Below are 26,225 nucleotides of genomic sequence, written 5' to 3'. Positions count from 1 at the left end.
TATCATTAAATACAAGAGGTGTTATGAATGATCCAAATAGCAAAGACAATTAAAAAAGAACGATTGAGACGCGGAATGACGCGGGAAGCATTAGCTGAATATCTTAATACGACGAAAACGACCATTTCAAAATGGGAAAATAGATCCCTTTATCCTGATATTACAATGCTCCCTAAATTAGCAAAAGTATTTAATATTTCAGTTGATGATTTACTCAATTATAGTACTACAATGACTGATGAAGAAATTAAAAAAATATCTATATCACTATCTAAAATGATTAATTACACAAGTTATCCTGAATATTTAGCTACTGTGAGAGAATATTATATTACGCATTGTAACGAATTTAAATTTCTAAATTCGTTATTAGGTATTTTATTAAACAATATTTTATATTGCGAAAACGAATTACAACTAAAGGAAACAGCCTCACTAACACATGAACTTATTAAGACTACAGAGGATAATTCAGACTCAATTCATTTGAAAAAACATGCACAAGGATACAAAACATTGCTATATATGTTTGAAGGTGATTACTCTTCTGTTATAGAAAACACACCAGATTTTGATTTGAAAATCGGAGAAAATGCGACATTAGCGATGGCTTATTTACAAAAAGATAATATTTCAAAAGCTAAAAATGTAATCCAAACGGATATGTATCAATCTTTAATGATTTTCATGCATGATTTTGCTTTGATGCTTTCACGTGACTTACATTCTGTTTCGATAGAATCATTAGAATCAAAGCTTTACCATTTAAATAAAGCTTTTAACGTGGATTACTTATACCCACATCTAAGTATTAATTGTTATTATCAATTTGCCTTATATTACGTCGAGAAGTCTGATAGTTGTGCTATTGATTATTTAAAAAATTACTGCAAATGCTTTGATTATTTAGTCAGTGATTTTGTATATCAAAAAGATGATTTCTTTAATGAAATTGATGAATGGTTAGATACACTACCCCTAGGAGAACGATTACCGGCTAATTACGAAAATACTTTGAGTGTTATGTATTCACGAGTTTCGGAAAACGAGAACTTTAATACTTTAGAAAATTTTAAATATATAAAGAAAGATTTGCTTAGAATTTATAACAAAAAGGATGAATCTAATTGATACAAAAGAAAAAGATAATGCTATTACTATTAACGTCATTAATTACTTTATCCGGTTGTGATTATTCAAAATCAGAAAATAAAGATGGGTTTTTCTATAATACATTTGCAGTACCCATGGATAACCTTTTACATTGGTTAGATTTCAATATTTGATAATAACTATGGTTTAGCAATTATTGCAATCGTATTGATTGTTAGACTCATCATGTTGCCATTTATGTTAGCACAATCTAAAAATGAGCATTTCATGCGCAAAAAAATGGATATAGTTAAACCAGAAATGACTAAAATACAAGAAAAAATTAAAAATGCCAACACTCAAGAAGACAAAATGGCTGCCAATCAAGAAATGATGGAAAAATATAAAGCTTATGGCATGAATCCTATGAAAACTATGCTTGGATGCCTACCTTTACTTATACAAATGCCCGTCTTATTTGGGCTATATGTTTCACTAAAATGGCCCTCAAGTGGTGGTTTAACCGAACATGCCGATTTTCTTTGATTTAATTTAACACAGCCTGATATTTGGATTACTATAATCGCCGGCATCCTATACATCATCCAACCATTAATAAATCTTGAAAATATGCCAAAAGAGCAATGTTCTATGGGTTATATGATGGCAATCATTTCTCCAATATTTATCATGTATATATCAATCACATCAGCTTCCGCCTTGGGATTGTATTGGACCATTAATGCTGCATTTTTAATCGTTCAAATGTTCTTTTCGAATAAGTATTATTCAAAATTAGCGAGAGAAGAAGCTGATCAGTTAGAGAAAAAAATTCAAAGTAATCATAGTCAAAAGAATGAAAGTAAGCAAACTTTGTTTGAAAATACGTAGTTTGTTAAACGATCGTTATTAAGACGATATTAGATTTTGAAACGATTAAGGCAGTAATTTGTGCCGACTCCTGCGGGAAAAGCACTAGCCGAAGAATACAGGCTGAGGCTGTGCCCGCGGAAAGCGTGCACAAAAAAAGTGCCAACAAAGTCGGAGACTTTGTCGACACTTTGTCGACACTCTGAGACTTCCTTTTGAAAGGAAGTCTCTTTTATTACATATACTTAGAGTGTTATTTATTTTAGAGAGAAGAATATTAAAAAATTTGCCACTCTTCTCTTAAAATCCCCATCTGTATGGCATCATAGAATTCACCTTCAACTACGCGCCCTTTACGTATACGTGCCTCTTCTATCATTCCAGTTTTATTTGCTACTTTCATCATTCTAATATTGCCAGACCATGTTGAAATACCTATTCTATTAGCATCAGTTTCTTTAAATAGATAATTAATCCATTCTTTGAATACTTGAGAACCTAATCCCTTTTCCCATTTATTATTTTTATATATAACAATACCACATTCTAACCATCTGGATTTCTTATCTTTCCAATATGATGTGACAACACCTAAAAAATCATTTTCATATTTTATTGCTAAAGTTGATAATGTATTTTTATAAAGATATTTACTTTCTCTATATTTCTTTTCGAATTCAGTAAATGTAAAATACTCTTCTTCGATATATGGACCGTTCCATTCCTTAGCTTTTTGTAATGGATCTAAATATTTCCAATAATAATAATCGTTTAAATCATCTTCATTTAGTTCTTCTAGAAGTGTCTTCTTATTTGTGTTTTCCAACTTTAATCTACTCCTACATTGTTCAGAATTTATTGATAGTATATACTTTTTACTGAATTAATTATACATAATAAATTCTATCACTCCCAAAACTTAAAACGTTCGTTATTTACACAAATCCTCTTAACTTAATAGTAAGAGATTTTCTTGGATATTTAAGTCTATAAACTTGTCTTATAATCAAAATGTATCACAAGCAACAAAAACATGAGTTTTAGATGATGAGAGACACGTTTATTTGCATCAAGAATTAGACTTCATTTACGAGGAATAAGTGTCCATAAACGATTAAATGAGATGATGTCCAAATAGTTAAAATTGTCACATGTATCGTTGGGATAGAAACTTTACTTTTTCAAACATTTAAATTTTTATCTAGTGGTTCTTAGTTTATTTTACATTCCCTATCCTATCATGGTAAAATATATGTAACGAAAATAAGTATTCACTTATACACCAATCCCCTCACTACTCGCAATAGTGAGGGGATTTTTGTTGGTGTGGCTTAATGTCACCTATTTTTTATTGCGCTTACTTAGCCAATAAGTAAAATACGCTATGGCACAGCCACTGATGATTGGCGCTAGGATGTGAACGAAAATAAGCGTCACTTTATACACCTCCTCTCTACGTCAACTTGACGCCTGAGAGATAGGCGACACCACTATTATACCACCTGAGAATCTGCAAACATATTGGCTTTCGATTAGTTGAAATGCATTAATTTAGTAATTATTATCTTACTATAAAAGTGGCTTAAATCTTGAACCTGGTGAGTACAAACTCATATACATTTATTTTTGATATTAACCTCCTAGATAAAGAATTGATGCCTCTTACCAGTTCATCAAAAGCTTTAGTTCCTTTCCTAAACTAAATAATAATGTTTACTATAAAATCATTCACGTTGTTATATATGTTAGCGTGAATACCTATCCTATTGCATTTTGTACAAAACAGTTTAATCTATATAATTTTGCTTCTTCAAATAGTTTTTGTTCAACATCTACTTTTGATTCCTTACTTCCAACTTATTTACTTAAAACTTAATAACGATGAATTAAATGTCTATCGTTTGAAAATGTTCAACAATTGGAAAGGGATCATAATAGTTATGCAATAAATCTTTCCAATTCTCATATTCAGGAGATTTCCGAAAACCAATCGTATGATCTTCTAATGTCTCCCACTTAACTAATAATAAATATTTTCCTGTTTCTTCGAAGCATTTATTCAAAGTATGACTTATATAACCGTCCATTGAACGAATAATTTTTGAAGCTTCTTTAAAAGACTGTTCAAAATCGTTTTCCAAACCTTTTTTAACTTGCAACATAGCGCCTTCAAGTATCATAGTTACAACACTCCCTTAATCTTTATTTAAAAGCATTAGTATTTATTTCATTATCATTTAATACGTCAAATATATCTAAATACTTTTTATACTTATATACATTAATTGTAAAATACTAGACGAAACTACTTATAAAACAGGGTATAAAGAACATAAAATGACTTGAACAAAATAACTATATCTGAACGTTCATTCAAATAAATAACTAAGTAATGTTGGTTTCACCTTTTTCCTTATCCTTTATCATTTCTGAAGGAACCGCAAAAACAAACATCAAAATAAACAATATAAGAGCCATATATGGAATATCCTCTAGAAAATACCATTTCAAATTCCAATCAAACACCATATTAGCCGAAATAACAGCATATTTTAAAAATAGCAAAGCGACACAAACATAAGCTAACCCATCCAAAATTTTAGTTAAAATTTTCAATACTACACCTCTTTTTCAAAAATACTATAACATATTTATCATAAGTTTTTTAAAAATAATGATATATATATAATATTAAAATATTAATTATTCTAAAAGTTCTATCAACAACCCATAATGTATTAAATAAAATCAAAAAATAAAACAATCATAATCAAAATAAATATCAAATCCCAAATAATACGTTTAATATTCTTTTCTAAAAAGTCTGGTACAGCATCAATAAACAAGCTAAGTATAAATCCACATTTTAAAATATTGGCGATATATTCCAAAAAAGACCATTCAAATATAATTTTTAATATTAGAGTAATAAACAAAAGAAACATAGATGTTACCATAACGATTCTAGATGATTTTTCATATTTTTCGTATTCTTTATCTTTTTGTATAAACAATTTAATTCCTCCTAAAAGCTATGTTAAAAACATAAATTAATATTGTCAAAAAACAATTTCAAAAGCAAATTGATTTTTGTTCTCTTTTATATTAAATTGCAAATATATCTTCTAAAAACTCTAAAAATAGATGGATAAACTATACATTGCCACTGTCTATAGCACTTAATTACGTTAAGTAAAAGAAGAGTTACCAATACCTCCAACAACAATTGGACGTGTAACAATTGTTGTTGAAGGTATTGGTATTAGCGTATTCATAAATGTTACATTAATGAATGCTATAAATTACTTCAGATAACATAATGTTATCTGAAAATACATATATGATCTATTTTGGTTCTATTTTGTTAATAGCATTTCTAATACAATTATTAAAAGAAAGGGTGCAAAAATATGATATTAGGAGAACAAATAAAAAAACACAGAGTATTGCTAGGAATGACTCAAGAAGATTTATCTCAACATTTACATACTACAAGACAGACTGTCTCAAAGTGGGAAAAGGACACAGTTGAACCAGATATAAATATGCTATTAAAATTATCTGGGTTATTCAAAATTTCATTGGACACATTGATAATAGGCGAAACAGTAAAAAAGGTTGAAGAAAAGCCAAACGTGATGAATGTGTGGGCATTTTTATCTGAAAAATGGTGGTTAGTCATTATTATAGTAGTTATCATTTGTGGTTCTGTAGCTCAAGTATTCTCTTAATGTAAAGGAGCCTTACTTACAAATAAGTTGCTTTGTTTTAGGATCAGTAGGAATAAGTACCCGTAAACAATTAAATGAGATGATATCCAAATAGTTAAAATGTCACATGTCTCGTAGGGCTAGGAACTTTACTTTTAAAAACATTTAAATTTAATCTAGTGGTTCTTAGTCTATTAATTCATTTTGTATATATATACACCAACCCCCTCACTATTTGCGGTAGCGAGGGGGTTGGTGTCTCTTATTGCCATCTATTTTTTATAAAATTTATACATTATACTAAATCCAATGCTAGCTAAAATTAATCCTCCAAGTATCATGAAAAACACACCCATAGTACCCCTCCTTTTTACCATCAATTTCTATAAGCCATTAAATTTTCACTTACCCTTGTTTATCGATAGCATTTGTTGTTTTTTACAACGCAGAGCATTATACTTTTCTTCAGAATTCATATCTGAGTTTAAAATATCAAACGACTCCTCGTATATTTTCTTTGCTTCCTTTATAAATTCTTTATCTTCCTTTTTAGAAAAATTCGAATAGATTAACCTTATTTCTTCAAATATATCTTCACTTTTTTGTAAATATATTAACTTATCTTTGCTAGCTTCACATTCAATGATAGCGTCTCTTATTGCGTACCTTAAAGAAAGATATAGTACTACGCCTGAAGCAACTATGTATAAGAAAACCATGTAGACCTCCTTTCTTGTAAGCCTATTCTAAATATAAAGTTACTCAAAAAATTCTATATAACTATATGCATTACTCCAATGGTTTGGTTGCAATTCTACAAGTAATTTATATTTAACTTCATTATTATCGTTAGTAATCATTAATACTAACGTTTTTTACTTATTCATACTATGTCATTAATTTAAATAAAAAGTCAGCAACATAAGTCTCAGTAAATGCCGCAATAATAAATACAGGTAACGCTATACATACAAAGATCTTACAAAAGTTCAGCACTACATTTCTGAAAGATATATCAATTTTCTTTTCTTTTCTAAATATATTTGTGATTTTTCTTCTAATGCATTTATTTATCATATAAAGTCCTGAAAGAACTAAACAGTGACCACCAACTTCAAGTGTATAATGCGGGATATACGAAATAATTCCTATAAACCCTTTATATGTATCAAAATTCACTATAAATCCTAACATCAAACCAGGTATTATAGAAGTAGCGAGTATATGGATGCTATACAAATAAGGAATAGGAATAATGGATAAAATAACTGCTTTATACGTAACAGAAAAAGCGTTACTGACTATAAATCCCCAAACCTTTTCTAAACCTTCAGTTCCTGAGACTCTATCTGGAGATTTTTCCCCCGCTTGTTTAATCGTTTCAATAGATGGGCTAAAGAAATAAGCTAAAACGATAGTGATAACTAATATGACTGTGGCAAATATAAAAAAATTAAAAGCTCGTTTATAATACGATGAATCTGTTAAATTTAGCATATACATCCTTCCATACTTACAATTTATTGCGTTTTTAAATATATACTTTATTCAAAAACTTTCGTGTTAACATCAATTTTTTTAAAACCACTAACCTCTATTCTTTTTTGATATTTAAAATTATCTTTTTTTAATGGTTTTTAACTTTTAATATTATTTATTGAAATTTTTTAAAATCATCAGAATCAAGTTCATTATTTAATTCATCTAATTTTTCTTCAGAACTTGGCATAGATATTTCTTCTGTAGTGTCGTCTTTAACAAGTCTATTGTCTTCTAATTTATAATTTTCATAACCTTCATAACTGTATTTAACGTTTGGTTCTGAATATTTACCTGTTTTTGTAACCTTAATAGCTGTAACAAGTATTATGTTTGTAGGTTCTATTTCTGAAACAGGTGACACCTTTTCACTTTGTTTTTCTTCGTCTTCATTAGTAAATCCACTATATTCTGATGTGCCATACTGTACTTTGTAGTAATTATTTAAGTTCTCAGTAGTGTACTTAGTATATTTATCGCTATCATACGCTTTCTTAATTAACTTATTATTTCTTTCTAATGTTTCAGTAATGTTATCTAATTTGCTAATGTCCTTTAAATCTTTCACTTTCACTTTATAAGATTTAGACCCACTAAATGTATTTGATCCACTCTTATTTATATCATCAACTAAACTTTGAGGGATTTTAAGCTCTAGCTCATCACCATTATTTAAATCACCATTATTTGTCACCGTAAATTCATAATTAGAAAGCGGTAAGTCTTTCATTGCTTTAGGCGCATCCTTGCTGATTAAATTTAAGGATCCTGATCCATTTATTCCTGTAAAAGTGGGCTTTAAACCTTCAAATAAGTCTTTAGCCTTTAAATTTTTAGGTTCTTTTAACCCTTTCACTTTAAATTCTTTTGTGAACTCTTTAGCTTTCAACTTATATTCCTTTGAAATACCCTTTTCAATATTTAATTTTACTTTTACTTTATCTCCATTTTTCAAATCATTTTCATTATGTATATCAAAATCTACGTTATCCATAATCTGTGCTTGCTTGTCTTGCTTGTTGTTGCTCTTCATAATTTAAGTCTTCTTCTTCAATCTCTTCTCCATTGTTGTCCTCAATCATCTCAATGACTTCTTTATTTTTGAAGTTAGCTTGTTTTAACGCACGTACAGTGAGTTGATTGATTACTTTTTCGTAAGAATCGTCTGTAATCTCGGCTGATCCAGACTTATTGTAACCACTAAAATCAACCTTTACGTCATCTTCAACATCCACCTTATGATTTTTCACTATCAAAGTTGCTATAAAAATGATAATGATAATCGAAACTACCAAAGCAATAATAATCCATTTAAATTTATTTAAATAGTTTTTAAACATTCCCATAATAAACCTCCAACATATTTTATATTAAGTTTATACTTTATCATCTAAATTATAAATTATTTTATTAATAAATTGTAAAGTAAATTGTTACTCATTATAAATACTCTTTTAATATATGCTTCACTATTTTTATAACAATTATTTTCATCACTGTTTTTATAAACATGTAAATCATTGTCCGTATATAGTTTTTTCAACTTCATTTCTTTCCAAAAAAGATGGATATAAAATTGTTTTAAACAATTTTTAAAATATAAATCTTACTATTCCAATAAAAATAGTATTTCATTGAAATATTAATTTTGTTAAGATTAATTAGTGTGAAAAATTAGGAGGTTACATATTGGAACTTTTAGCTATGGAGAATATTAATAAGAAAATCAAGCGAAAACATGTTTTGAAAGACATCACATTTTCACTTGAAGAAGGCCACATTATAGGCCTAGTCGGGGGCAATGGTGCAGGTAAAACCACACTCATGAAAGTAATTTTGGGGCTTTCCAGTTATCAATCAGGTCAATTTAAAAAACATCCAAGTTCGAACCATAATGACATAGGTGCATTGATTGAAAGTCCTGGTTTATATCCGTTTTTAACAGGTTATGACAACATGAAACTCATCGACGAAGACCCAGACAATAAGAATATAAACTTGATTATTAAAGAATTAAAAATGGAGAAATTTATACATACGAAAGTCAAAACTTATTCTTTAGGGATGAAACAAAAACTAGGTATCGCACTTGCCTTCTTAAATCATCCACAACTTGTGATTTTAGATGAGCCTATGAATGGTTTAGATCCAAAAGCTGTAAAAAATGTTAGAGAAGCAATCATCAGCTTAAGAGAACAAGGCGTTACTTTCCTTATATCAAGTCACATATTAAGTGAACTCGTTAAAGTTACAGATTCAATACTGATCATCGATGACGGAGAAATCATTAAAGAAACGACGATGGATGAATTAAATCAATCAGGTGAAAGTGACCTTGAAAATGTTCTCCTTAATATTATTGATCGCAAGGAGGAAGCGTAAATATGGTAACACTCGTCAAACAAGAACTATTTAAAATGTTCAAGAAAAAATCATCAATCATCATACCTATTCTCATTTTTATACTAATGATTGGTTTAGCTATATTAAGTAAAAGTTATCCTGATATCATGGGTTCAAAATCGTTGTTTAAACAAGGTTTTAGTTCCTTCTCATGGATCTTTTTCCTCATGATTATACAAGCCGAGCACGATTATAGCGATGGAATTTCATTATGGAACAATTAAAAACTTATTATACAGAAATTATTCTAGAACAAGCATTGTTATCAGTAAGTTCATTGCTTTATTTATCTACTCTGTCATTATATTTGCGCTTAGCATGATTATTACTGTCATAATCAATTTAGCAATGTTCTCTGATGTAAATATCCTAAAACAAACGGGTGATAATCTTTCACTTTTACAAGAAATGTTGCTAACAGGCTTAGGTAACTATGTAGGTATGTGGTTATTATTAAGCTTAACGCTCCTCATCTCTTGTATCTTCAAAAGTCCTGGCGTTTCTATCGCAATCGGCATCATCTTTTATTTCGCTATTTCTATTGTTTCAGGCATATTATTCGCATTGATTGATCAATGGGAATGGCTAAAATGGTTACCGATTAATATGTTGAATTTAAGTTCTCAAATTATCGATAACGACATGATGAAACCTTTCACTAAATTGGAATTACATGAACTCTTTATCGGTAACATTGTTTATATTGTGATTTTCTTAGTACTCGTTATTTTTGTTTTCAAAAAGAAAAACGTTTAAGATTAACCCCAAAAATTCGTAACAAGTGATTTAACTAAACACGCGTTTATAATGTTAAGCGCGTGTTTTTAAATAGGAAAGTTAGAAAATGAATATGATGGAGAGAGCTTCTAATGTATTTATTTAAATATTTTATACTCATGCTAGCCATATTTTTTATACTAGAAAGCATAGTTTTATGGATTTTCAAAAGCGATTTCGCCATTATCAAAATAGTATTATTGTCATTTATATTTGCGACTATAATGACCGTTTTCAATTACTTTACTAACGGATTTATAAAGAGGTGAAATTACGTTATAGAGAAAGTTCCATTGAAATATGGCAACAACTCAATTAAGTAGAAAAGTATCAAAATAAGTAGTTTTATAAAGGGGCACTTTAAATGATTACTTTATGTATCACAATAATCGCCACATGGCTGATTATAAGCATGTGTTATTTTGTTGTATTTTTAAACAAAAACAGCAATAAATAAACGATATTTTATGAGAAGAAAGGAATACATATATATGTTAACTAAAAACATTCAATATCCTTATACTAAATTAGCTTTTGATTTACTGGGCATTATTGCTTTTATAGGAGCAATAATCATTGTAATTTTGAATTTTTATTTAAATGCAGACGCTAATGGTAATTTCGAAATGGGCTTTACTGTCAGTGGTACGAGTTCAATTATCATGAGTGTATTAATTTTAATTACTTTTCTAAGTGCTTTGATGTCAGCTGTTCTAAAAAAATGGAATAAAAAATACTAAATATGTATAAAAACGAGGTATGAAGTATGAAGCATAGATTTTTAGACGCAATAAAAGATTTCATTTTCATTGTTATGTTCACTTTTATATTAGCGACTTTATTAAATTATATAAATCCTAATCTAAGTCTTAATAAATATTGGAATAAGTTAGGTCATCTGGATTGGGTTAATATATACGATAGTCAAAATTTAAATGGATTAATTGTTCTTGGCTTTATACTTGGCGTTATTTCATTTATTTACGATATGTTTTTCAATACTGAAAAAGAAACTGATTCTAACTAGCCAATTATTAAATTTTCACTATACGTTTGATTTAATTCTAACCTTATGTATTTTGATGCGCTTGCTTCTTAGTTATGTAATGAAATATTTAATAATAAAAGGATGATAATATGAAATTTTCATGGATTTTTTGGTGGATTGTCAGCGTACTCGAATTTTCAGCGTTTTTAATCCTATCATTTATGGTTTGGTTCAGAGAAGTCGATGCTACTGGTGCTATTCAAACAATTGAACTTAAATGGATTAACATAGCAATATTAGCTGTTTTTTTCTTGCTACCTTTCGTAATGCAACTCATATGGTTAATCATAAATTTAATTTATTCAAAAAACAAAAATGTAGTTCATTAACAATAACGAAGTCACTCCAAAATCAATAAAAACAAGATAAATCATATCGAAATTCGTTAAAAGATGTGTAACGTTTATTAAATTCAAAAAGAATTAGGAGAATACCCATATGAATATATTTATATTAATTACAATTGCTACCATAATTGGACTTGTAGTATTTGGAGGTCTAATTTGGTACCTATACATGAAAGCAAGATTTAAGACAGTTCCATCAAATGAAGCTTTAATCATTACAGGACCTAACATCGGCGATCCAAAATCTGAGTCCAATGTTTATCAAGATGATGAAGGACGTCACATGAGAGTAGTACGTGGTGGTGGTTATAGAATGAAAATGTTCCAATCATCAACGCGAGTTTCACTAAAATCATTTCAGTTAGAAATCAAAACACCTGTTGTTTGGACTAAAGCCGGTGTTGGCATCGAAGCTGAGGCGGTGGCTACAGTTAAAGTTGCCGATCAATTACAAGGTATTGTTAAATATGCTGAACAATTCTTAGGCAAGTCAAAAGATGAAGTATCTGATGAAATATCGCAAGTTTTGAATACAAATTTACGAGCTATCTTATCTAAAATGACAGTTGAAGAAATCAACTCAGACAGAGAAGCATTCAATAATAAAGTAACCGAGGTTGCTCAAGGGCAACTCAACAATATGGGCTTTAGTATTACTTCATTAGGACTATCTGACATTAGTGACAACGAAGGCTACTTAGAAAACTTAGGTAAACCTGAGATTGCTAAGATTAAGAAAAAGGCAGATATTGCTGAAAGTGATGCTTCACGAGAAACTGAAATGAAAATAGCAGAAAATACGGAATTAACCGAGAAGGAAAAGATTTCTCGCCAAATGAACGTAGCTGATTCTCGTAGAGAGAAAGATTTAAAAGAACAATCAATCTTGAGTGAAACAAATAAAGCTCAAGCGCAAGCCGAAGCTTCTGGTCAATTAGAGAAAGAATCTAGAGCTTTAGAAATTAAAGAAAAACAATTGCATGTTGAACGTACTGAGAAAGAAAACGAATTACACTTAATCCAAATGGAGCGTGAGAATGACGTTCATATTCAACGTCAAAAAGATGACGTACGCCGCCAACAATCCGAAACAGATGCGGCAATTATGATTAAACAATCCGAAGCATCTTACGAATCACGTATCAAGGAAGGTAAAGCTGAAGCTGAAGTTATTAGAGAACAAGAAAAAGCAAAAGCAGATGGCTTAAGAGAAAGAGCAAATGCGCTTGCGAAAAATAAAGACGTTATGTTAGCTGAATTGATGATTAAAACAATGCCTGAGTTTGCTAGAGCAATTGCTGAACCATTATCTAACGTTGAGAATATCCGTATTCTTGATGGGGGAAACGGTGATGGTGTTAATTCTTTATCAAACGGTATTATTGCTCAAATGGCTAACGCTGAAGAAGGTTTAAACCAAATGACTGGTTTTAATTTAACTAAGATGCTTGAGAACGTCTCAGATCAAAAGAAAACTTATGCTTTTGAACAAAATGAGATGTCTAAGAATAATGATCTAGAAAATGAAGAAGCCGCGCTTAAAAATGATATCGATCAAACACAAGATGTAAGTAGCAACGAAAAACAATAATTGAACTTATAAGTGCAAATGGAGGATTATTATGAAACTTTCTTGGATATTGTGGTCGGTAGCAACTTTATTTTGGCTTCTAGTGATATTGGGATTGTCACTATATTCTTGGTCCAACGGATTATCCGACGCTAATAACAAAGAAGTGTACTCATTTTTCTGGCTACTTATTGGATTATTAGTAATACCATTTATTGTACAATTCATATGGCTGTTAATTAATGTATCTTTAAAATTAGTTAAATAGAAAACCATTTAATACACACGATCAAAACACATACATATTTTGTATGTGTTTTTGTTTTTCATAAAAACATGATATATAAAAAGTAAATAACCTTTTACTTAACTATCTCTAAAATACAATGACTTTTAAGATACATATGCGGGTAATATTAGCACTTATTAAATGATCAGAATGTTTACTATAAAATCATTATTTTTAAATTCACAACTTTGATAGCTTAGTCAGAATACATAATCCCATGCCCCTGCCCTGTAGCAATCGCTTGCGTATAAACACGAGAAGCAAAATTACTTACCTCTTAATTCGACTTTTTCGAACTCTATTCTTTTATCAATAACATCTATTATTTTCATTTTATCCTGAGACGGGATATTAACTTTATATTCTCACTTCAAACGCTTTTCATGTTCATTCCATGCATAGCCGTTTATATCCATCTTTTCCCGCTTCAATCACACGTATAGCTCCAACTAACCACTGCCGGTTCACCTTACATAGACTGCTTTACGATCCCAATAGTTCCTACAGTCACAATATTATAGAAATGCTGAACAAATTCTTCTTTTGTAATTCTGTGCTCATCTTCAACCCAATGTTTTAATATTGAAATTCCTGCGCCTGACACATAACTCATAAAATAATCAAATGGCATATTACCAATTTTGTTGTCTTCCCCTTTATATGCACTTAAATGATTATAAATAAGTCTATATATTTTTTCTTGCGAGCATAGACGCTTTACCAATCGCAAACATCGTTTGATAGAAATTTATATTGTCATCTATGTGCTCAACGAGATAAGACATAATACTTTCAACCACACTTGATGGTGCCTCTTCTGCACCCTTTTTGTGTTGATTTTCAATAAATGTTTGAAGGGCATCTATTTTTTCATTTTCCATACTTTCTAATAAATCATATTTATCTACATAATACGCATAAAATGTGCCACGGTTAATATCTGCTAAATCTGCAAGTTGTTGCACCGTGATAGCTTCAAAACGTACTTCTTTCAATAATTGTAAAAATGATGATTTTATCGCTTGCTGTGATTTTCTTACTCTACGATCTTGAGTCATTTACGTATCACACCTCCATTTGTTTCTCTTTAATAGACAATCCTACAAAGACTGTTGAGTTTCGTACACAAAGCACATCCCTGCTTGTTGTTTATCGATTATTTTAAGTTTAGGGTAAGCGTGTATTCAAAAACAAGTATTACCTTATACAAGAAAGGATATGATGATTTATGACTAAACAAATGTTAGGTAATCCAAAATTAACAGCTACACCTATGGAAGATATTACAGAAGGTACAAACCATATCGTAGTCGATAGCATCCAATATGGTAATCAAGAAATGATTATGGAAAAAGATATCATCGTTCCAATGTCAGACGGTGCAGAGCTATATGTTAATGTCATCCGTCCTAATAAATCAGGTCAATTTCCTGTAGTAATGTCCGCAGACACATACGGTAAAGATAACAAACCTAAAATTACGAACATGGGTGCATTATGGCCAACACTAGGTCCCATTCCAACTTCAAGTATAACGCCGGAAGAGTCCCCTGACCCTGGTTTCTGGGTACCAAATGATTACGTCGTGGTGAAAGTTGCATTACGTGGCAGTGCGAAATCTAAGGGTGCTTTATATCCTTGGGGTCTAGCAGAAGCAAAAGACTATGCCGAAGTAATCGAATGGGCTGGCCGACAATCATGGAGTAATGGCAATGTAGGTACAAATGGTGTTTCTTATTTAGCTGTTACACAATGGTGGGTCGCTTCATTAAATCCAACACATTTAAAAGCGATGATTCCTTGGGAGGGCTTAAACGATATGTATCGTGAAATAGCGTTCCATGGTGGTATGCCTGATACTGGTTTTTATAGATTTTGGTATGAAGGTATTATCGCAAGATGGCCAGACACAGATATTGAAGATTTAAAAACTGTACAGCAAGACCATCCATGGTTTGATGATTATTGGAAAGGAAAGCAAGCCAATTTATCAGCGATTCAAGTACCTATGTTTGTTTGTGCAAGTTGGTCTACACAAGGATTGCATAACAGAGGTACATTCGAAGGATTTAAACAAGCAAGTTCCAAAGACAAATGGCTTAAAATTCATGGACGTAAAGAATGGGAAACATATTATGCACGTGAATCACTTGAACAACAAAAAGACTTCTTTGATTACTATTTAAAAGGTATTAAAAATGATTGGCAAGATACACCAACTGTATCTTATGAAGTCAGAGATAAATTTTATCAAGGCCAAATCAAATCAGCATCCAACTACCCGCTTCCAAATACAGAAGCAACGCCTTTATATTTAGATGGACATAATATGACATTAAATACGTCAAAAGTTAAAGACGTTGCAAAAATTTCATATAATAGTGAAGTAGCAGACAACGACGAAGTAAGATTCAGCAAAATATTTGAAGAAGATACTGAACTTACAGGTAATATGAAATTAAAATTATGGGTATCTGCAGATAACGCAGATGATATGGATCTATTTGCTAGGATTAAAAAAGTGAATCGTCAAGGCGAAGAAGTTAACTTCCCAGACTTTAATCATATCGAACATGGTCAAGTCGCAACGGGTTGGCTACGTGTTTCTCATCGTGAACGAGATAATACCAAATCTACACCACTACAACCTTGGCATACACATGAAAGCGAACGTAAACTTAATGGCGATGAAATTGTGTCAGTAGAAATTGAAATATTGCCATCCGGTACATTGTTCAAAAAAGGCGAAAGTATTCAAGTTGTCATCAAAGCAAGTGAAGTCGTTAAAGGGAATAGCACACCTGGCCTTAAAACACGTTATGAACATACCGAAACAGTCAATCAAGGTACACACAACATTTATACAGGTGGCGACTATGATTCACATCTACTTGTACCAATAATACCAAATCACTAATATTTCATTTCAATGTTAGTAACGCTCATTTTTCTATGCTCTTGAGTCTATAAACTTACATTGATATCACTGGGTCATAAACACGTACTATTAAGCTTTTTATATGGAACTATATTTCAATTTACAAGTCCATAAAGTTTAGTCATATAGGCGACGGGAATATATTGAAAGAAACAGATTATATTTATGCCACTTGATCACGAGAAATTCTATAAAAATTGTGAGGCGTTATTTATGAAAGCTGTTACTTTTCAAGGTCAAAAACAAATGGAAGTTAAGCAAGTCAGCGACCCAAAGATTGAAGATTCAACAGACGCTATTATTAAAATAACGGCATCCGGCATCTGTGGTTCTGATTTACACTTATATCATCAAGGTGATTTAATGATGGACCCAGGATTTGTCATTGGTCATGAACCTATGGGTATCGTTGAAGAAGTTGGTAAAGACGTTAAAAAACTCAAAAAAGGTGATCGTGTAGTGATTCCTTTTAATATAGGCTGTGGTGATTGTTACTATTGCAATCACGAAATGGAATCGCAGTGTGATAATTCAAATCAAGAGCAAGCCAATTGGCAAATGGATAATGGTGGTTTGTTTGGTTTCGGCAGTATGCATGGTAACCATTGGGGCGGCCAAGCTGAGTATTTAAGAGTCCCTTACGCAGACTTTTCTTCTTTTATTGTTCCAGACAATGATATGAAAGATGAAGATGTTTTATTTTTATCTGATGTCGCACCTACTGCATATTGGAGTGTAGAGCATTCTGGCGTTAAATCAGGTGATACAGTTGTCATCTTAGGTTGTGGTCCAATTGGCCTTATGGCACAAAAATTCGCAAAACTTAAAGGTGCAAAACGTGTCATCGCTGTAGATAATATTGAGCACAGACTGCAACATGCCAAGGAATATAACCAAGTCGAAACCTATAATTTTGATAAAGAAAAAGAAATCGGTAAATTACTGCGTGATACTACACATGGTGGTGCGGATATTGTGATCGATTGCGTAGGCATGGATGGCCAAGTCAAAGCATCTGAACGTGACTTGAGTCCAGATTCTGCACAACGCGGCACAATCAGTCCCATTGATACTGCGGCAGAAGCTGTAAGTAAATTCGGTACAATTCAATTAACAGGTATCTACGCAACACCAACCGATGATTTCCCACTAAATCTGATTTTTAACCGTAATGTCCAAGTTAAGACCGGTCAAGCACCTGTGATTCACCTTATGCCGAAATTATATGAGATGATTCGTGAAGGTACATTTGATCCAACTGACATTCTTACACATACGATGCCATTAGATAAAGCGGCAGAAGCTTATGAAATATTCGACCAGAAAAAAGATAATAATATTAAAGTGATTTTAAAACCTTAAACAAAATAAAAAATTAATACGACTATGAATGTCTCCTCAATTCAAATAGAATTGGGGAGATATTTTTATTTGTTACACAAAACAATAAATATAATACATAATTATTGTAAAAAGTTTAATATATTAATTTTGTGGAATATATACACCATAGCAGTAATTTTTCTCAATCTTCAATATAACTTTTTAAATTCATGTCTAATACACAAACGACTTAATATATTATTTTGTATAAACGCCCTTTTTTAACCTTTTTAACAATTTCCATTACAGTTTTAAATTTTCAATTCCAAAGCTAAGATATAAAATTCAAAGTTTAGGTGTGATAATTATGAAAATAGAACAATGTATAGAAGATTTTATAAAAAGTATTATTAAAAAAGACCCAGAGTTATTTTGTAGTTTATTATGCCCTAAAGATTTATCTCTTTTAAGAAAAAAACTATATATAAAAACAGGTCACCTTGGTGTAAATCGTTATATAAAAGATAAATACTTAAAAAAACTCACACGTTTAGTAACTACTTTTTACAAATACGAGTATTTTAAAGATGGCGATAAATATATAGTGAAATATTCTTTTGCTCAAAATAATTCTTATCTTAAGACAGAATTCAAAATTGTTGGTAATCAAACTACGCCATTATTTAATTTGAATATAAATAAAATGCAAGTGAAATTTTTCAACCACCCTTCTACTGTAGGTGATGTACATGCCACTTAATTCAGATTTACATTCCGAAACACAACGTCTACCACGCATTGGAGAAAAAGCCCCATTTTTTAAAGGTCAATCCACACAAGGGGAAATAACTTTAGATGATTATAAAAATGACTGGGTGCTTTTATTTGCTCATCCAGCTGATTTTACGCCAGTTTGTACTTCGGAGTTTGTAGCGTTACAAAATCAATATTCGGAATTTCAAGATTTAGGTGTGAAACTGGTTGGTTTAAGTGTAGATAGTCTTGCGTCACATGTGGCATGGTTAAACAGTATCGAAGAGTCTTTTGATGTGCAAATTGAGTTCCCACTTATTTCAGATTCCAACAAGGTAATATCAGAAACCTATGGTATGTTGGCGCCTGAATCGCATAATACCGAAAGCTCAAGAGCAGTATTTATTATCGATGACGATGCTGTGGTCCGTGCTATGATTTACTATCCAATGACTACCGGTCGTAATATCGATGAACTCTTACGTGTTACTAGAGCGATTAAGATTTCTGATGAAACAGGAGATAACACACCTGCTAATTGGAAAAAGGGAGATAATTTATTAGCTGCCCCACCAGAAACGCTTGAAGATGCTAAAAAACGAATGAAAGATTCCAATTATGACTGTAAAAATTGGTATTATTGTGAAAAAGATGCTGAACAAAGCTCTAAAAAATTTTATAACCCATTTTTATATAACAATTAGTCCTACTCCAAGAAAATGTGTTATTACTTCTAGCTCATGTTCAAGACGAAAATATAAAAATGGAGGCTAAGTTATGACCTTGAAAGCAATTATTTTAAATGCATCTCTAAAACATGGTGATGAACTATCCAATACAGAAGGGTTAGCGCAAGAAGTCACTGACATCTATCATAAAGAAAATGTAACGAGTGAGATGATTCGATTAAGTGATTATAATATTTCTTATGGCATTTCTGATGATATGGGCAACGGAGACGAATGGCCTCTCATTTTAGAAAAAATTAAAAATGCAGATATTTTAATTATTGGTACGCCTTTATGGCTAGGTGAAAAAAGTAGTATCGCAACGCTTGCCATTGAACGCCTTTATGGTAGCACAAGTTTAACCAACGAGCGTGGTCAATCCTTTTTATAATAAAGTGGGTGGTGCCATTGTTACTGGTAACGAAGATGGCGCAAAAAATGCAGCTGCCTCAATCCTATACGCCCTATCTCATATTGGCTTAACAGTACCTCCAAATGTTGACGCTTATTGGGTTGGCGAAGCTGGTCCAGGCCCTTCTTATTTAGACATCGAGCACGTAAATGAATTTACCAAAAAACACGTTGAAATGCTCGCCTATAATACAATGCACTTAGCCAAAATTTTCAAGGATTACCCTATTCCTAATGAAGGTAACCAATTATAAAATACAATGTCAAAAGCCAGTTGCATAGCAGCAACTGGCTTTTTCTCGTAGTGTTTAAGCTTTTATATTTTTTGGTATAATGATCTGCGCTAAAATCACACCAATAATCATTAACATGATACTAGCCATGAAAGACCAAGTCGCTGCCACGCTTGCACTATGTGTCACTTGTACCGCAGCAAATATTGTCGTATTCATTGCAATGCCAAACGCCCCACCAAGTGAAGAAGTCATTTTATACAGACCTGAAGCTAGGCCAATTTTTTCATCTGGAATCGTTAAAATAGCTACAGTTAAACCAGGTGTCGCACATAAACCGTTGCCAATAGCAAAAATAACAAAACCAAATGTTACAGATGCAATATACCAGTCAGATGGCAATACGGTTAAACTGGCGAAAATAATGCCTATTGCAGGAAATAATGGTCCTACAAGTAACATTGGTTTACCGCCATGACGCAGTGATATTTTTTCCCCTAAGCGAACCATTAACACTGCCATGATGACATACGGCACTGTCACTAAACCTGATTGAAACGGCGTTAAGCCCAATTCTGTCTGAGCATACATATTAAATACTGTTGTTACCCCTATACCTGTATTAAGTACAAAGTTAACCAAAGAAGACCCAACGAGCCCACGGTTACGGAATAATGCAAAATCAATAAATGGGGCGCGCTTTCGACGTTCAAAAAAGTAAAATACAATTATAGAAATAATAAATACACTACCACAAATAATTGAAAAAGGACTCGTCCAGCCTTGTTCAAAGCCTTGCGTTGCAAATAAGGTGATACTTCCTATTAAAACAGCAAAGATTAACATACCTATATAGTCGAATGGTCGATTATCGATAACTTCCTTAGCTTCTTCTTTCGTGCCAAGTAATAGCACAAATGCTAGGATAGCGATGATAATAGACAAGATGAAGTTAGACTGCCAATTGATATATGTAGCGATAAATCCACCAACCAATGAAGCAATACCTACGCCTCCAACAGTCCCGATCATTAAGTAACTAATCGCTTTACGTAAATCCTTGCCTTCAAATTGATCTTTCAGCACACCTACTGTTGCGGGTAAGAGTATGGCTGCTGATATACCTTGAATGATTCTTCCTATAATAAGTAGTGCCGTAATATCCGAAATAATGATTAATAACGAGGCGATAATACTTAAAATGATACCCAAATAGGTCATTTTGAGTCTTCCTATTTTGTCTGACACATCACCTGCGCCTACCATAAAGATACCAGTTGCGAAAGATGTAATACTCACTGACAAATTAATAATACCAGACGTTGTTTGATATGTTTGTTGCACTGGGGTAGATATATTTATAAACGATTGAGCAAACAGCCAATACGTTAATACACTTAATACAATAGCTAAAATTAATTTGTTGCCCGATTGTTGCTTCGTACTCATGATGTTCTATGCCTCCATCTTATATAATTCATATGTTTAAAAAAACATATGCACTAGATAGATAATATCACAGAATTAACTACTTAATGTTAAAAACTATTATATATTTTTATTATTTAAAATTTAATAATAAATTCAATGTTTGTACTACGCCATCAGCATTATTATTTATTGCTATTAAATTGGCCTCTGCTTTCAACTCTGGGTAAGCATTATCCATGGCCACTTTATATTTCGTCGCTTTAAATAAATCAATATCATTTAATCCATCGCCAAATGCAATAGTTTCTGAAGGGCTGATTTGCAGTAAACTTTGAATTCGGTTAATTGTCGTTCCCTTGTTAACTCCCAAATCTGCAATATCAATCCATTCTTCATCAGATGCGATGATATAAACCTCCGACTCATAGTGTTTAATTTGATTAGCAGTCTCTTTACACTTACCTGTTGCATCATGCACAGAAATTTTTAAAATATCTTCTTCAATTTCGTCATAATTATTAATATAAATTACATTTTGGAACGATCCATGTACCAATTTCTTCTCTGATTCTAGTGTGTCTTGTAAGACATACGCGCCTGATGCGGTGCATGCAAGTACCGTTTGCGTTGGATCAATATCTTTGATCACTTGTATAATTTCTTTAGCTTTCTTATTTTCAATCGTGGCATTATAAATAAAATCACCGTTAAATTTAATTCTTGTTGCGCTATCTCCTACGATAAACGTATTTTGTGCTAAATCCCCAATAATACTCTCGACACGCTCACACTGTTTCCCCGTACAAAATACAAACCGAATATTGTGTTTCTCGCAATTCTCTTTTAATAATTGGAACGATTCACTATTAAATTGACTATCATTATTTAAAAATGTGCCATCCATGTCCGCAACAACCAGTTTAATATCCATTATAAATTCCCCTTTAACCATAATTAAGATAATTGTATCGGTTTATAAATGAAAACGATAATATTTATATCGACTTGTTCATATTTTTCGTGGGTAGAATCTTTTTCGTCACATTAAAACTTTATTTTTTAGATATATATTCAAAATAAAGTATAAAGTTGAAATAATATGTGTTAATTTAAATATAAAGTGTTTTAAACAGTCATTTACTGGGATACTAAATTACATAGCATATTGTGGAGAGGTTTTAACATATGAATAAAAATAAATTAAGGTTTTACATACATATAGGGCTAATTATATACGCCATCGTTTACGGCATATTATTACTGTCGACTGACTGGATTTCTTCTGGTTGGTCACTAGCATTCGTATTAAGCTTTGTCGCTATCGGTATCTTAAGTGATATCGTCGCTCCAAAAAAGCGTAATAATTCGGAGAATAGTTAAAAGCGTCAAAGATATTATATAAAATGAAAATAGTAACTATTACTGTGCCCAAATTTATTACTGATAAAGACTATATAATACTTATATTTGTAAGTATTTCCTGGGTAATTTCTGTCTATAATTGCTTTGTCTTTTTAAAAACAAAAAAGAATGATGATGGATAACATAATAAATGTAGCTAAGGAGATTAAAAATATGATAGCAATACTTTCACTGGTTTATGGTATTGCCATAAGTTTGTGGTTTTTATTCATAGATCGTAACGAGTCAGAAGGATTAAAGAAGAAAATAACTGCTATGTTTTTAATGTTAAATAGTGTTTTATTAATTATATTTGCAGTCATAGGGCTTTTAAAAATTATTGAACTGTCAAATTTTGAAGGAACTTTAATATTATTAGGAATAGCAATGATTCAACTTTCTCTATTAGGTAAAAATAAAGTTAAACCGATTTATATTTACTTTGGTCTAGCTATGCTTATCATAAATGTATTTATTAGTTAAGAATTTTTGTATATTACATGAAATCAAAGGAGGAAGTCACACATGTTACCTAAAATGTTAGTCATTTTTTTATTACTTTTTTATCCTATTTTTGTTAAAGCTATGAATAAGAAAAAGAAAGATAACTATGAATCATTAAAATAAAAAAGTTAAAAGCGCCTAACAGAGAACAAACTGTTAAGCGCTTTTTATTGGGTATTGTTATGAAAATATGTTTTTTATCACAGTAATTATACCTCTAATTATTGAGAGTAATACATCTAAGATAATAGTCATAATGCTAAATTTATCTTCTTTATCAAATTTTCTTTTTTTGTCTTTATTAGTCATATAAATGCATACCCTCCGTCTTTAACCTTATTAAATTTAAAGTTGGTTATATATGCTCGCAAACACCACTTCAAAACAAAAGAAACATATCATTTAGCATAAATATTTTTAAATACATAAAATGCAATTAAATATCTGTATAACTTTTTATTTCAAAATCAGATATATCATCATCATAATCTAAAACGTATTGAGATTTAATATTTTTTCCATTCTTATCTTGTTTTTCAACTTCAATCGTTACAGTATTACCATCCTTATTATATTTTGTAACTTTAGGATCAGAATATTCTGCCTCACTTCCTGATGTTACAACTTCTTCCATGTGGTCAGCTGTATCACTGTCACTTTTAATATAACTAGATATATACATATACTCTTCTTCTTCATAAGCTTCGTTTAAGGCATCTGTGTAATCTTCTATAAATGTTTGTACTTCTTCTTTAACTTCTGCATTTTCTTGTCGTTCTTTTATTTCGTTATCATCAAATACTAAATCTATATTAATTGGATCAGTAGTATCTTTCATTTTTGGTACTTTAACTACATTTGATTTGAATTTTTTATTATCTACCTCAGCTTGAGCATATACTTCTTGTTTTTTATCCGGTAAAAGTGGACCAAATAAATATTCATTTACCTCATCATAAGATGCTTTTTTCTCATCATTAACATAAACTTCAATAGTTGAAGTATCATCAACATCTTCGGCATCAATACTCACATCTAAATATTTTGCGTTAAAATCTTCAGTAACTTCATTATCATCAGACATATTGATAATGAGGTGGCCCTCAAACTTTTTATCATCGATATTTTTATCTGCTTTTAGCTTATAATTACCAATTGGTAGTGTAGCAAATACTTTTTCATTTTCTTCAGACAGTTTGATTTTATGCTTTTTATCATTATACTGATATGCAATAGTACCATCAGAATCAGGATAAATGGAAACCGTTTCTTTAGCTACTTCAAAATCATAATTATCAAAAATGCCATATTTTTTGCCATTTTTTTTAACATGTATTACTTCAGAATCATTAATGTCAATAGAAGTATATTCCGTATTATTTTTTTGCATCTCTTTAACATTACTTTCAATTTCGTTTGCAACTCTATCTGGGCTATCAGATTCTACAATATAATCATAAAAAGCTTTGGACTCTTCTTTACTTAAATTGCGATCATTAAACACTAAATTATTAGATAAATTTTTATGTTTTCCTTTTTTGATATCTTCAGAAATTGTCTTAGCTTCATTTACAGGCGATATAGTTGATTCAATTATTTTGTATAATGTAAATAACAGAATAAATATTATTACAATAATACTTATAATCATTATTAACTTTTTATTATTTTTTGGTGTTTTTGTTTCCTGTTTAATTTGTTCTCCACACTTTGTACAGTTCTTTTGATTTTCATTTAAAGGAGCTCCACATTTTTTACAATACTTCATATATTACCCTCCTACCAATGTTTGAATAAGATTTAAAGAGCCTGATATACTACTTTCAACGATTATTCGAGTTATTATAGCTAATATAATAAAATAAACAATAATACCATAAATTGTAGGTATACGAAGTTTATTATAATTACTATATTTACTAATCAAATAAATTGGCGAAACAACAAATAATAGTATTCCAATTACAATTAGGAATGCTCGCAAAACTTGCCACTTTTATAAGGATAAATAAAAGTCCTAAAAGTATAAATATTACAGCGTATGTATTAAAAGCTATAAAATCTGAGAGTATTTTATGTACATCTTCTTTTATATTTAAAATCTTCATAATTCCAATAGTAATTCCAAACAGTATTAATAAAGCAATCAATGAATAGATTAGAATTTTAAATATAATACTACTTTTAGTTATCCCCAAATATGCTACTTCACCAGGTACTAGAAAAAGTGAAAATAACAATAGTATAATCAATCCTCCACCAACTAATGACATTAAGAGCTTATAAGAATAAACATATTTAGAAGCTATTTCGTTATCTAAACCAGTGAAAACATTCCCAAAAAATCTTTTACTTTCGCTTAAAGTGTCACTCGTATAATCATTCATACTTTTTTTGAAATTTTGAATTTTGTCATCATTATCATTTTGACTAGAATTTTTATTTGTAGGTTCAGTGAAATCATTTTGTAATTTTGTTCCACATTCTCCACAAAATAAGTCTTCATTTTGAGCAGTTGCACCACAATTAGGACAATTCATATCAAACACCCCTTATTTATGTATTTAAATTAAATTTTATCATATTTCTATATATAATTTCTGTTTATTTTTGAAAAATATTTTAATTTATGTACGAAATTAAATTAATCTAAAAATTTTAAAATAAAAATAATGATTATGAACTATTTAAAAAAATTATAGAAGTGTTTTTGAGGTTTTGTCTAAATAAAGTTTAAACATGTAAGGTAAAACTAAGTTAATTCGTCACTCTATATGTTTTTTACTTTTACTTATAGATTATCTATTTCTGCACAAAAATAACTCCGAATCTAATCATCTAGATCCGGAGTCTTTTCA

The 26,225-nt window shown here is 30.7% G+C and carries 27 protein-coding genes and 3 pseudogenes; 15 read left to right on the top strand and 15 right to left on the bottom strand.

Annotated features, from left to right (window positions below):
- Nucleotides 1–27: 27 nt before the first annotated feature.
- Nucleotides 28–1,131: a helix-turn-helix domain-containing protein gene (locus tag ABLV95_RS13385; RefSeq protein WP_460875959.1), complete on the top strand. Its 1,104-nt coding sequence runs from the start codon at nucleotides 28–30 to the stop codon at nucleotides 1,129–1,131.
- Nucleotides 1,131–1,983, top strand: a pseudogene (gene yidC, locus ABLV95_RS13380) (membrane protein insertase YidC). Before ABLV95_RS13385 ends, yidC begins: the two are co-directional and overlap by 1 nt.
- A gap of 256 nt (nucleotides 1,984–2,239) precedes the next feature.
- Here yidC and ABLV95_RS13375 read toward each other — a convergent pair.
- The 5 genes from ABLV95_RS13375 to ABLV95_RS13355 form a co-directional block, all read right to left on the bottom strand.
- Nucleotides 2,240–2,788, bottom strand: coding sequence for a GNAT family N-acetyltransferase (locus ABLV95_RS13375; protein ID WP_427705645.1), 549 nt, complete (start codon nucleotides 2,786–2,788; stop codon nucleotides 2,240–2,242).
- Between the two features lie 515 nt (nucleotides 2,789–3,303).
- The gene (locus ABLV95_RS13370; RefSeq protein ID WP_277579947.1) at nucleotides 3,304–3,399 is read right to left on the bottom strand and encodes a type I toxin-antitoxin system Fst family toxin; all 96 of its coding nucleotides are present in this window, start codon (nucleotides 3,397–3,399) and stop codon (nucleotides 3,304–3,306) included.
- Between the two features lie 449 nt (nucleotides 3,400–3,848).
- Entirely contained in the window at nucleotides 3,849–4,142 is a 294-nt protein-coding gene (locus tag ABLV95_RS13365) for an antibiotic biosynthesis monooxygenase family protein (protein WP_277579948.1), read from the bottom strand.
- 205 nt (nucleotides 4,143–4,347) lie between these two features.
- Nucleotides 4,348–4,578, bottom strand: a complete 231-nt coding sequence (elxI1, locus tag ABLV95_RS13360) for an epilancin biosynthesis-related protein ElxI1 (protein WP_277579949.1) — start codon at nucleotides 4,576–4,578, stop codon at nucleotides 4,348–4,350.
- Between the two features lie 122 nt (nucleotides 4,579–4,700).
- Nucleotides 4,701–4,976, bottom strand: coding sequence for a hypothetical protein (locus ABLV95_RS13355; RefSeq protein WP_427705648.1), 276 nt, complete (start codon nucleotides 4,974–4,976; stop codon nucleotides 4,701–4,703).
- Between the two features lie 396 nt (nucleotides 4,977–5,372).
- On the opposite strand from ABLV95_RS13355, the gene ABLV95_RS13350 reads away from it, so the two are divergent.
- Nucleotides 5,373–5,693 carry a helix-turn-helix domain-containing protein gene (locus ABLV95_RS13350; protein ID WP_427705651.1) on the top strand — a complete coding sequence of 107 codons (321 nt, stop codon included), beginning with the start codon at nucleotides 5,373–5,375 and terminating at the stop codon, nucleotides 5,691–5,693.
- Nucleotides 5,694–6,073: 380 nt separating this feature from the next.
- Here the strand turns inward: ABLV95_RS13350 and ABLV95_RS13345 are convergent, their stop codons facing one another.
- The 4 genes from ABLV95_RS13345 to ABLV95_RS13330 form a co-directional block, all read right to left on the bottom strand.
- Complete coding sequence (locus ABLV95_RS13345; protein ID WP_427705653.1) at nucleotides 6,074–6,391, bottom strand: hypothetical protein; 318 nt, start codon at nucleotides 6,389–6,391, stop codon at nucleotides 6,074–6,076.
- 169 nt (nucleotides 6,392–6,560) lie between these two features.
- Entirely contained in the window at nucleotides 6,561–7,169 is a 609-nt protein-coding gene (locus ABLV95_RS13340; protein ID WP_427705655.1) for a stage II sporulation protein M, read from the bottom strand.
- A gap of 157 nt (nucleotides 7,170–7,326) precedes the next feature.
- Nucleotides 7,327–8,244, bottom strand: a complete 918-nt coding sequence (locus tag ABLV95_RS13335; RefSeq protein WP_460872246.1) for a hypothetical protein — start codon at nucleotides 8,242–8,244, stop codon at nucleotides 7,327–7,329.
- Nucleotides 8,198–8,557 (bottom strand): hypothetical protein, encoded by a 360-nt coding sequence (locus ABLV95_RS13330; protein ID WP_460872245.1) that lies wholly within the window; start codon nucleotides 8,555–8,557, stop codon nucleotides 8,198–8,200. The genes ABLV95_RS13335 and ABLV95_RS13330 overlap by 47 nt, the downstream gene beginning before the upstream one ends.
- A gap of 343 nt (nucleotides 8,558–8,900) precedes the next feature.
- Between ABLV95_RS13330 and ABLV95_RS13325 the strand changes: the two genes are divergently transcribed.
- The 6 genes and pseudogenes from ABLV95_RS13325 to ABLV95_RS13300 all read left to right on the top strand — a co-directional run bounded on the left by ABLV95_RS13325 (nucleotide 8,901) and on the right by ABLV95_RS13300 (nucleotide 13,377).
- Entirely contained in the window at nucleotides 8,901–9,593 is a 693-nt protein-coding gene (locus ABLV95_RS13325) for an ABC transporter ATP-binding protein (RefSeq protein ID WP_427705661.1), read from the top strand.
- 2 nt (nucleotides 9,594–9,595) lie between these two features.
- Nucleotides 9,596–10,370: pseudogene (locus ABLV95_RS13320) on the top strand (ABC transporter permease).
- A 512-nt stretch (nucleotides 10,371–10,882) separates the two neighbouring features.
- Entirely contained in the window at nucleotides 10,883–11,131 is a 249-nt protein-coding gene (locus ABLV95_RS13315; RefSeq protein WP_069817400.1) for a hypothetical protein, read from the top strand.
- A gap of 26 nt (nucleotides 11,132–11,157) precedes the next feature.
- Nucleotides 11,158–11,418: a hypothetical protein gene (locus tag ABLV95_RS13310; RefSeq protein WP_069817398.1), complete on the top strand. Its 261-nt coding sequence runs from the start codon at nucleotides 11,158–11,160 to the stop codon at nucleotides 11,416–11,418.
- A gap of 110 nt (nucleotides 11,419–11,528) precedes the next feature.
- Entirely contained in the window at nucleotides 11,529–11,768 is a 240-nt protein-coding gene (locus ABLV95_RS13305; protein WP_069817396.1) for a DUF3923 family protein, read from the top strand.
- A gap of 109 nt (nucleotides 11,769–11,877) precedes the next feature.
- A complete protein-coding gene (locus tag ABLV95_RS13300; protein ID WP_427705665.1) occupies nucleotides 11,878–13,377 on the top strand; it encodes a flotillin family protein in 1,500 nt (499 codons plus the stop codon).
- Nucleotides 13,378–14,114: 737 nt separating this feature from the next.
- Here the strand turns inward: ABLV95_RS13300 and ABLV95_RS13295 are convergent.
- Nucleotides 14,115–14,369: a TetR-like C-terminal domain-containing protein gene (locus ABLV95_RS13295; RefSeq protein WP_460872854.1), complete on the bottom strand. Its 255-nt coding sequence runs from the start codon at nucleotides 14,367–14,369 to the stop codon at nucleotides 14,115–14,117.
- Nucleotides 14,332–14,703, bottom strand: a complete 372-nt coding sequence (locus tag ABLV95_RS13290; RefSeq protein WP_460872242.1) for a TetR/AcrR family transcriptional regulator — start codon at nucleotides 14,701–14,703, stop codon at nucleotides 14,332–14,334. Before ABLV95_RS13290 ends, ABLV95_RS13295 begins: the two co-directional genes overlap by 38 nt.
- 170 nt (nucleotides 14,704–14,873) lie before the next feature.
- Here ABLV95_RS13290 and ABLV95_RS13285 point away from each other — a divergent pair, with 170 nt between their 5' ends.
- The 5 genes and pseudogenes from ABLV95_RS13285 to ABLV95_RS13265 all read left to right on the top strand — a co-directional run bounded on the left by ABLV95_RS13285 (nucleotide 14,874) and on the right by ABLV95_RS13265 (nucleotide 20,052).
- Entirely contained in the window at nucleotides 14,874–16,562 is a 1,689-nt protein-coding gene (locus tag ABLV95_RS13285) for a CocE/NonD family hydrolase (protein ID WP_427705669.1), read from the top strand.
- A 234-nt stretch (nucleotides 16,563–16,796) separates the two neighbouring features.
- Complete coding sequence (locus ABLV95_RS13280) at nucleotides 16,797–17,945, top strand: alcohol dehydrogenase catalytic domain-containing protein (RefSeq protein ID WP_460875956.1); 1,149 nt, start codon at nucleotides 16,797–16,799, stop codon at nucleotides 17,943–17,945.
- 328 nt (nucleotides 17,946–18,273) lie between these two features.
- Nucleotides 18,274–18,666, top strand: a complete 393-nt coding sequence (locus ABLV95_RS13275; RefSeq protein ID WP_069817384.1) for a hypothetical protein — start codon at nucleotides 18,274–18,276, stop codon at nucleotides 18,664–18,666.
- Nucleotides 18,656–19,363, top strand: a complete 708-nt coding sequence (locus ABLV95_RS13270; RefSeq protein WP_069817382.1) for a peroxiredoxin — start codon at nucleotides 18,656–18,658, stop codon at nucleotides 19,361–19,363. Before ABLV95_RS13275 ends, ABLV95_RS13270 begins: the two co-directional genes overlap by 11 nt.
- Nucleotides 19,364–19,436: 73 nt before the next feature.
- A pseudogene (locus ABLV95_RS13265) lies at nucleotides 19,437–20,052 on the top strand (flavodoxin family protein).
- A gap of 54 nt (nucleotides 20,053–20,106) precedes the next feature.
- On the opposite strand, the gene ABLV95_RS13260 reads toward ABLV95_RS13265, so the two are convergent.
- Together ABLV95_RS13260 and ABLV95_RS13255 are read right to left on the bottom strand one after the other, a co-directional pair.
- Complete coding sequence (locus ABLV95_RS13260) at nucleotides 20,107–21,483, bottom strand: MFS transporter (RefSeq protein ID WP_370736930.1); 1,377 nt, start codon at nucleotides 21,481–21,483, stop codon at nucleotides 20,107–20,109.
- Nucleotides 21,484–21,592: 109 nt separating this feature from the next.
- The gene (locus ABLV95_RS13255) at nucleotides 21,593–22,393 is read right to left on the bottom strand and encodes a Cof-type HAD-IIB family hydrolase (RefSeq protein ID WP_460872241.1); all 801 of its coding nucleotides are present in this window, start codon (nucleotides 22,391–22,393) and stop codon (nucleotides 21,593–21,595) included.
- 644 nt (nucleotides 22,394–23,037) lie between these two features.
- On the opposite strand from ABLV95_RS13255, the gene ABLV95_RS13250 reads away from it, so the two are divergent.
- Nucleotides 23,038–23,346 carry a hypothetical protein gene (locus tag ABLV95_RS13250; protein ID WP_277595565.1) on the top strand — a complete coding sequence of 103 codons (309 nt, stop codon included), beginning with the start codon at nucleotides 23,038–23,040 and terminating at the stop codon, nucleotides 23,344–23,346.
- 457 nt (nucleotides 23,347–23,803) lie between these two features.
- Here the strand turns inward: ABLV95_RS13250 and ABLV95_RS13245 are convergent, their stop codons facing one another.
- Nucleotides 23,804–25,135 (bottom strand): TcaA NTF2-like domain-containing protein, encoded by a 1,332-nt coding sequence (locus ABLV95_RS13245; RefSeq protein WP_427705675.1) that lies wholly within the window; start codon nucleotides 25,133–25,135, stop codon nucleotides 23,804–23,806.
- A 151-nt stretch (nucleotides 25,136–25,286) separates the two neighbouring features.
- A complete protein-coding gene (locus tag ABLV95_RS13240; protein ID WP_460872240.1) occupies nucleotides 25,287–25,907 on the bottom strand; it encodes a hypothetical protein in 621 nt (206 codons plus the stop codon).
- Nucleotides 25,908–26,225: the final 318 nt, after the last annotated feature.

Source organism: Staphylococcus sp. Mo2-1, assembly GCF_046721385.1.
Lineage (GTDB): Bacteria > Bacillota > Bacilli > Staphylococcales > Staphylococcaceae > Staphylococcus > Staphylococcus equorum_A.
The sequence above is the reverse complement of the archived record's forward strand: the minus strand, read 5'-3'. Positions and strand labels throughout refer to the sequence as shown.

What these genes read in the sequence shown, in the direction of transcription:
- ABLV95_RS13385 (WP_460875959.1), top strand. Translation starts at nt 28, where the DNA reads ATGATCCAAATAGCAAAGACAATTAAAAAAGAACGATTGAGACGCGGA.
- ABLV95_RS13365 (WP_277579948.1), bottom strand. Translation starts at nt 4,142, where the DNA reads ATGATACTTGAAGGCGCTATGTTGCAAGTTAAAAAAGGTTTGGAAAAC.
- ABLV95_RS13350 (WP_427705651.1), top strand. Translation starts at nt 5,373, where the DNA reads ATGATATTAGGAGAACAAATAAAAAAACACAGAGTATTGCTAGGAATG.
- ABLV95_RS13345 (WP_427705653.1), bottom strand. Translation starts at nt 6,391, where the DNA reads ATGGTTTTCTTATACATAGTTGCTTCAGGCGTAGTACTATATCTTTCT.
- ABLV95_RS13340 (WP_427705655.1), bottom strand. Translation starts at nt 7,169, where the DNA reads ATGCTAAATTTAACAGATTCATCGTATTATAAACGAGCTTTTAATTTT.
- ABLV95_RS13335 (WP_460872246.1), bottom strand. Translation starts at nt 8,244, where the DNA reads ATGAAGAGCAACAACAAGCAAGACAAGCAAGCACAGATTATGGATAAC.
- ABLV95_RS13330 (WP_460872245.1), bottom strand. Translation starts at nt 8,557, where the DNA reads ATGGGAATGTTTAAAAACTATTTAAATAAATTTAAATGGATTATTATT.
- ABLV95_RS13315 (WP_069817400.1), top strand. Translation starts at nt 10,883, where the DNA reads ATGTTAACTAAAAACATTCAATATCCTTATACTAAATTAGCTTTTGAT.
- ABLV95_RS13310 (WP_069817398.1), top strand. Translation starts at nt 11,158, where the DNA reads ATGAAGCATAGATTTTTAGACGCAATAAAAGATTTCATTTTCATTGTT.
- ABLV95_RS13305 (WP_069817396.1), top strand. Translation starts at nt 11,529, where the DNA reads ATGAAATTTTCATGGATTTTTTGGTGGATTGTCAGCGTACTCGAATTT.
- ABLV95_RS13300 (WP_427705665.1), top strand. Translation starts at nt 11,878, where the DNA reads ATGAATATATTTATATTAATTACAATTGCTACCATAATTGGACTTGTA.
- ABLV95_RS13290 (WP_460872242.1), bottom strand. Translation starts at nt 14,703, where the DNA reads ATGACTCAAGATCGTAGAGTAAGAAAATCACAGCAAGCGATAAAATCA.
- ABLV95_RS13285 (WP_427705669.1), top strand. Translation starts at nt 14,874, where the DNA reads ATGACTAAACAAATGTTAGGTAATCCAAAATTAACAGCTACACCTATG.
- ABLV95_RS13280 (WP_460875956.1), top strand. Translation starts at nt 16,797, where the DNA reads ATGAAAGCTGTTACTTTTCAAGGTCAAAAACAAATGGAAGTTAAGCAA.
- ABLV95_RS13275 (WP_069817384.1), top strand. Translation starts at nt 18,274, where the DNA reads ATGAAAATAGAACAATGTATAGAAGATTTTATAAAAAGTATTATTAAA.
- ABLV95_RS13270 (WP_069817382.1), top strand. Translation starts at nt 18,656, where the DNA reads ATGCCACTTAATTCAGATTTACATTCCGAAACACAACGTCTACCACGC.
- ABLV95_RS13255 (WP_460872241.1), bottom strand. Translation starts at nt 22,393, where the DNA reads ATGGATATTAAACTGGTTGTTGCGGACATGGATGGCACATTTTTAAAT.
- ABLV95_RS13250 (WP_277595565.1), top strand. Translation starts at nt 23,038, where the DNA reads ATGATAGCAATACTTTCACTGGTTTATGGTATTGCCATAAGTTTGTGG.
- ABLV95_RS13245 (WP_427705675.1), bottom strand. Translation starts at nt 25,135, where the DNA reads ATGAAGTATTGTAAAAAATGTGGAGCTCCTTTAAATGAAAATCAAAAG.
- ABLV95_RS13240 (WP_460872240.1), bottom strand. Translation starts at nt 25,907, where the DNA reads ATGAATTGTCCTAATTGTGGTGCAACTGCTCAAAATGAAGACTTATTT.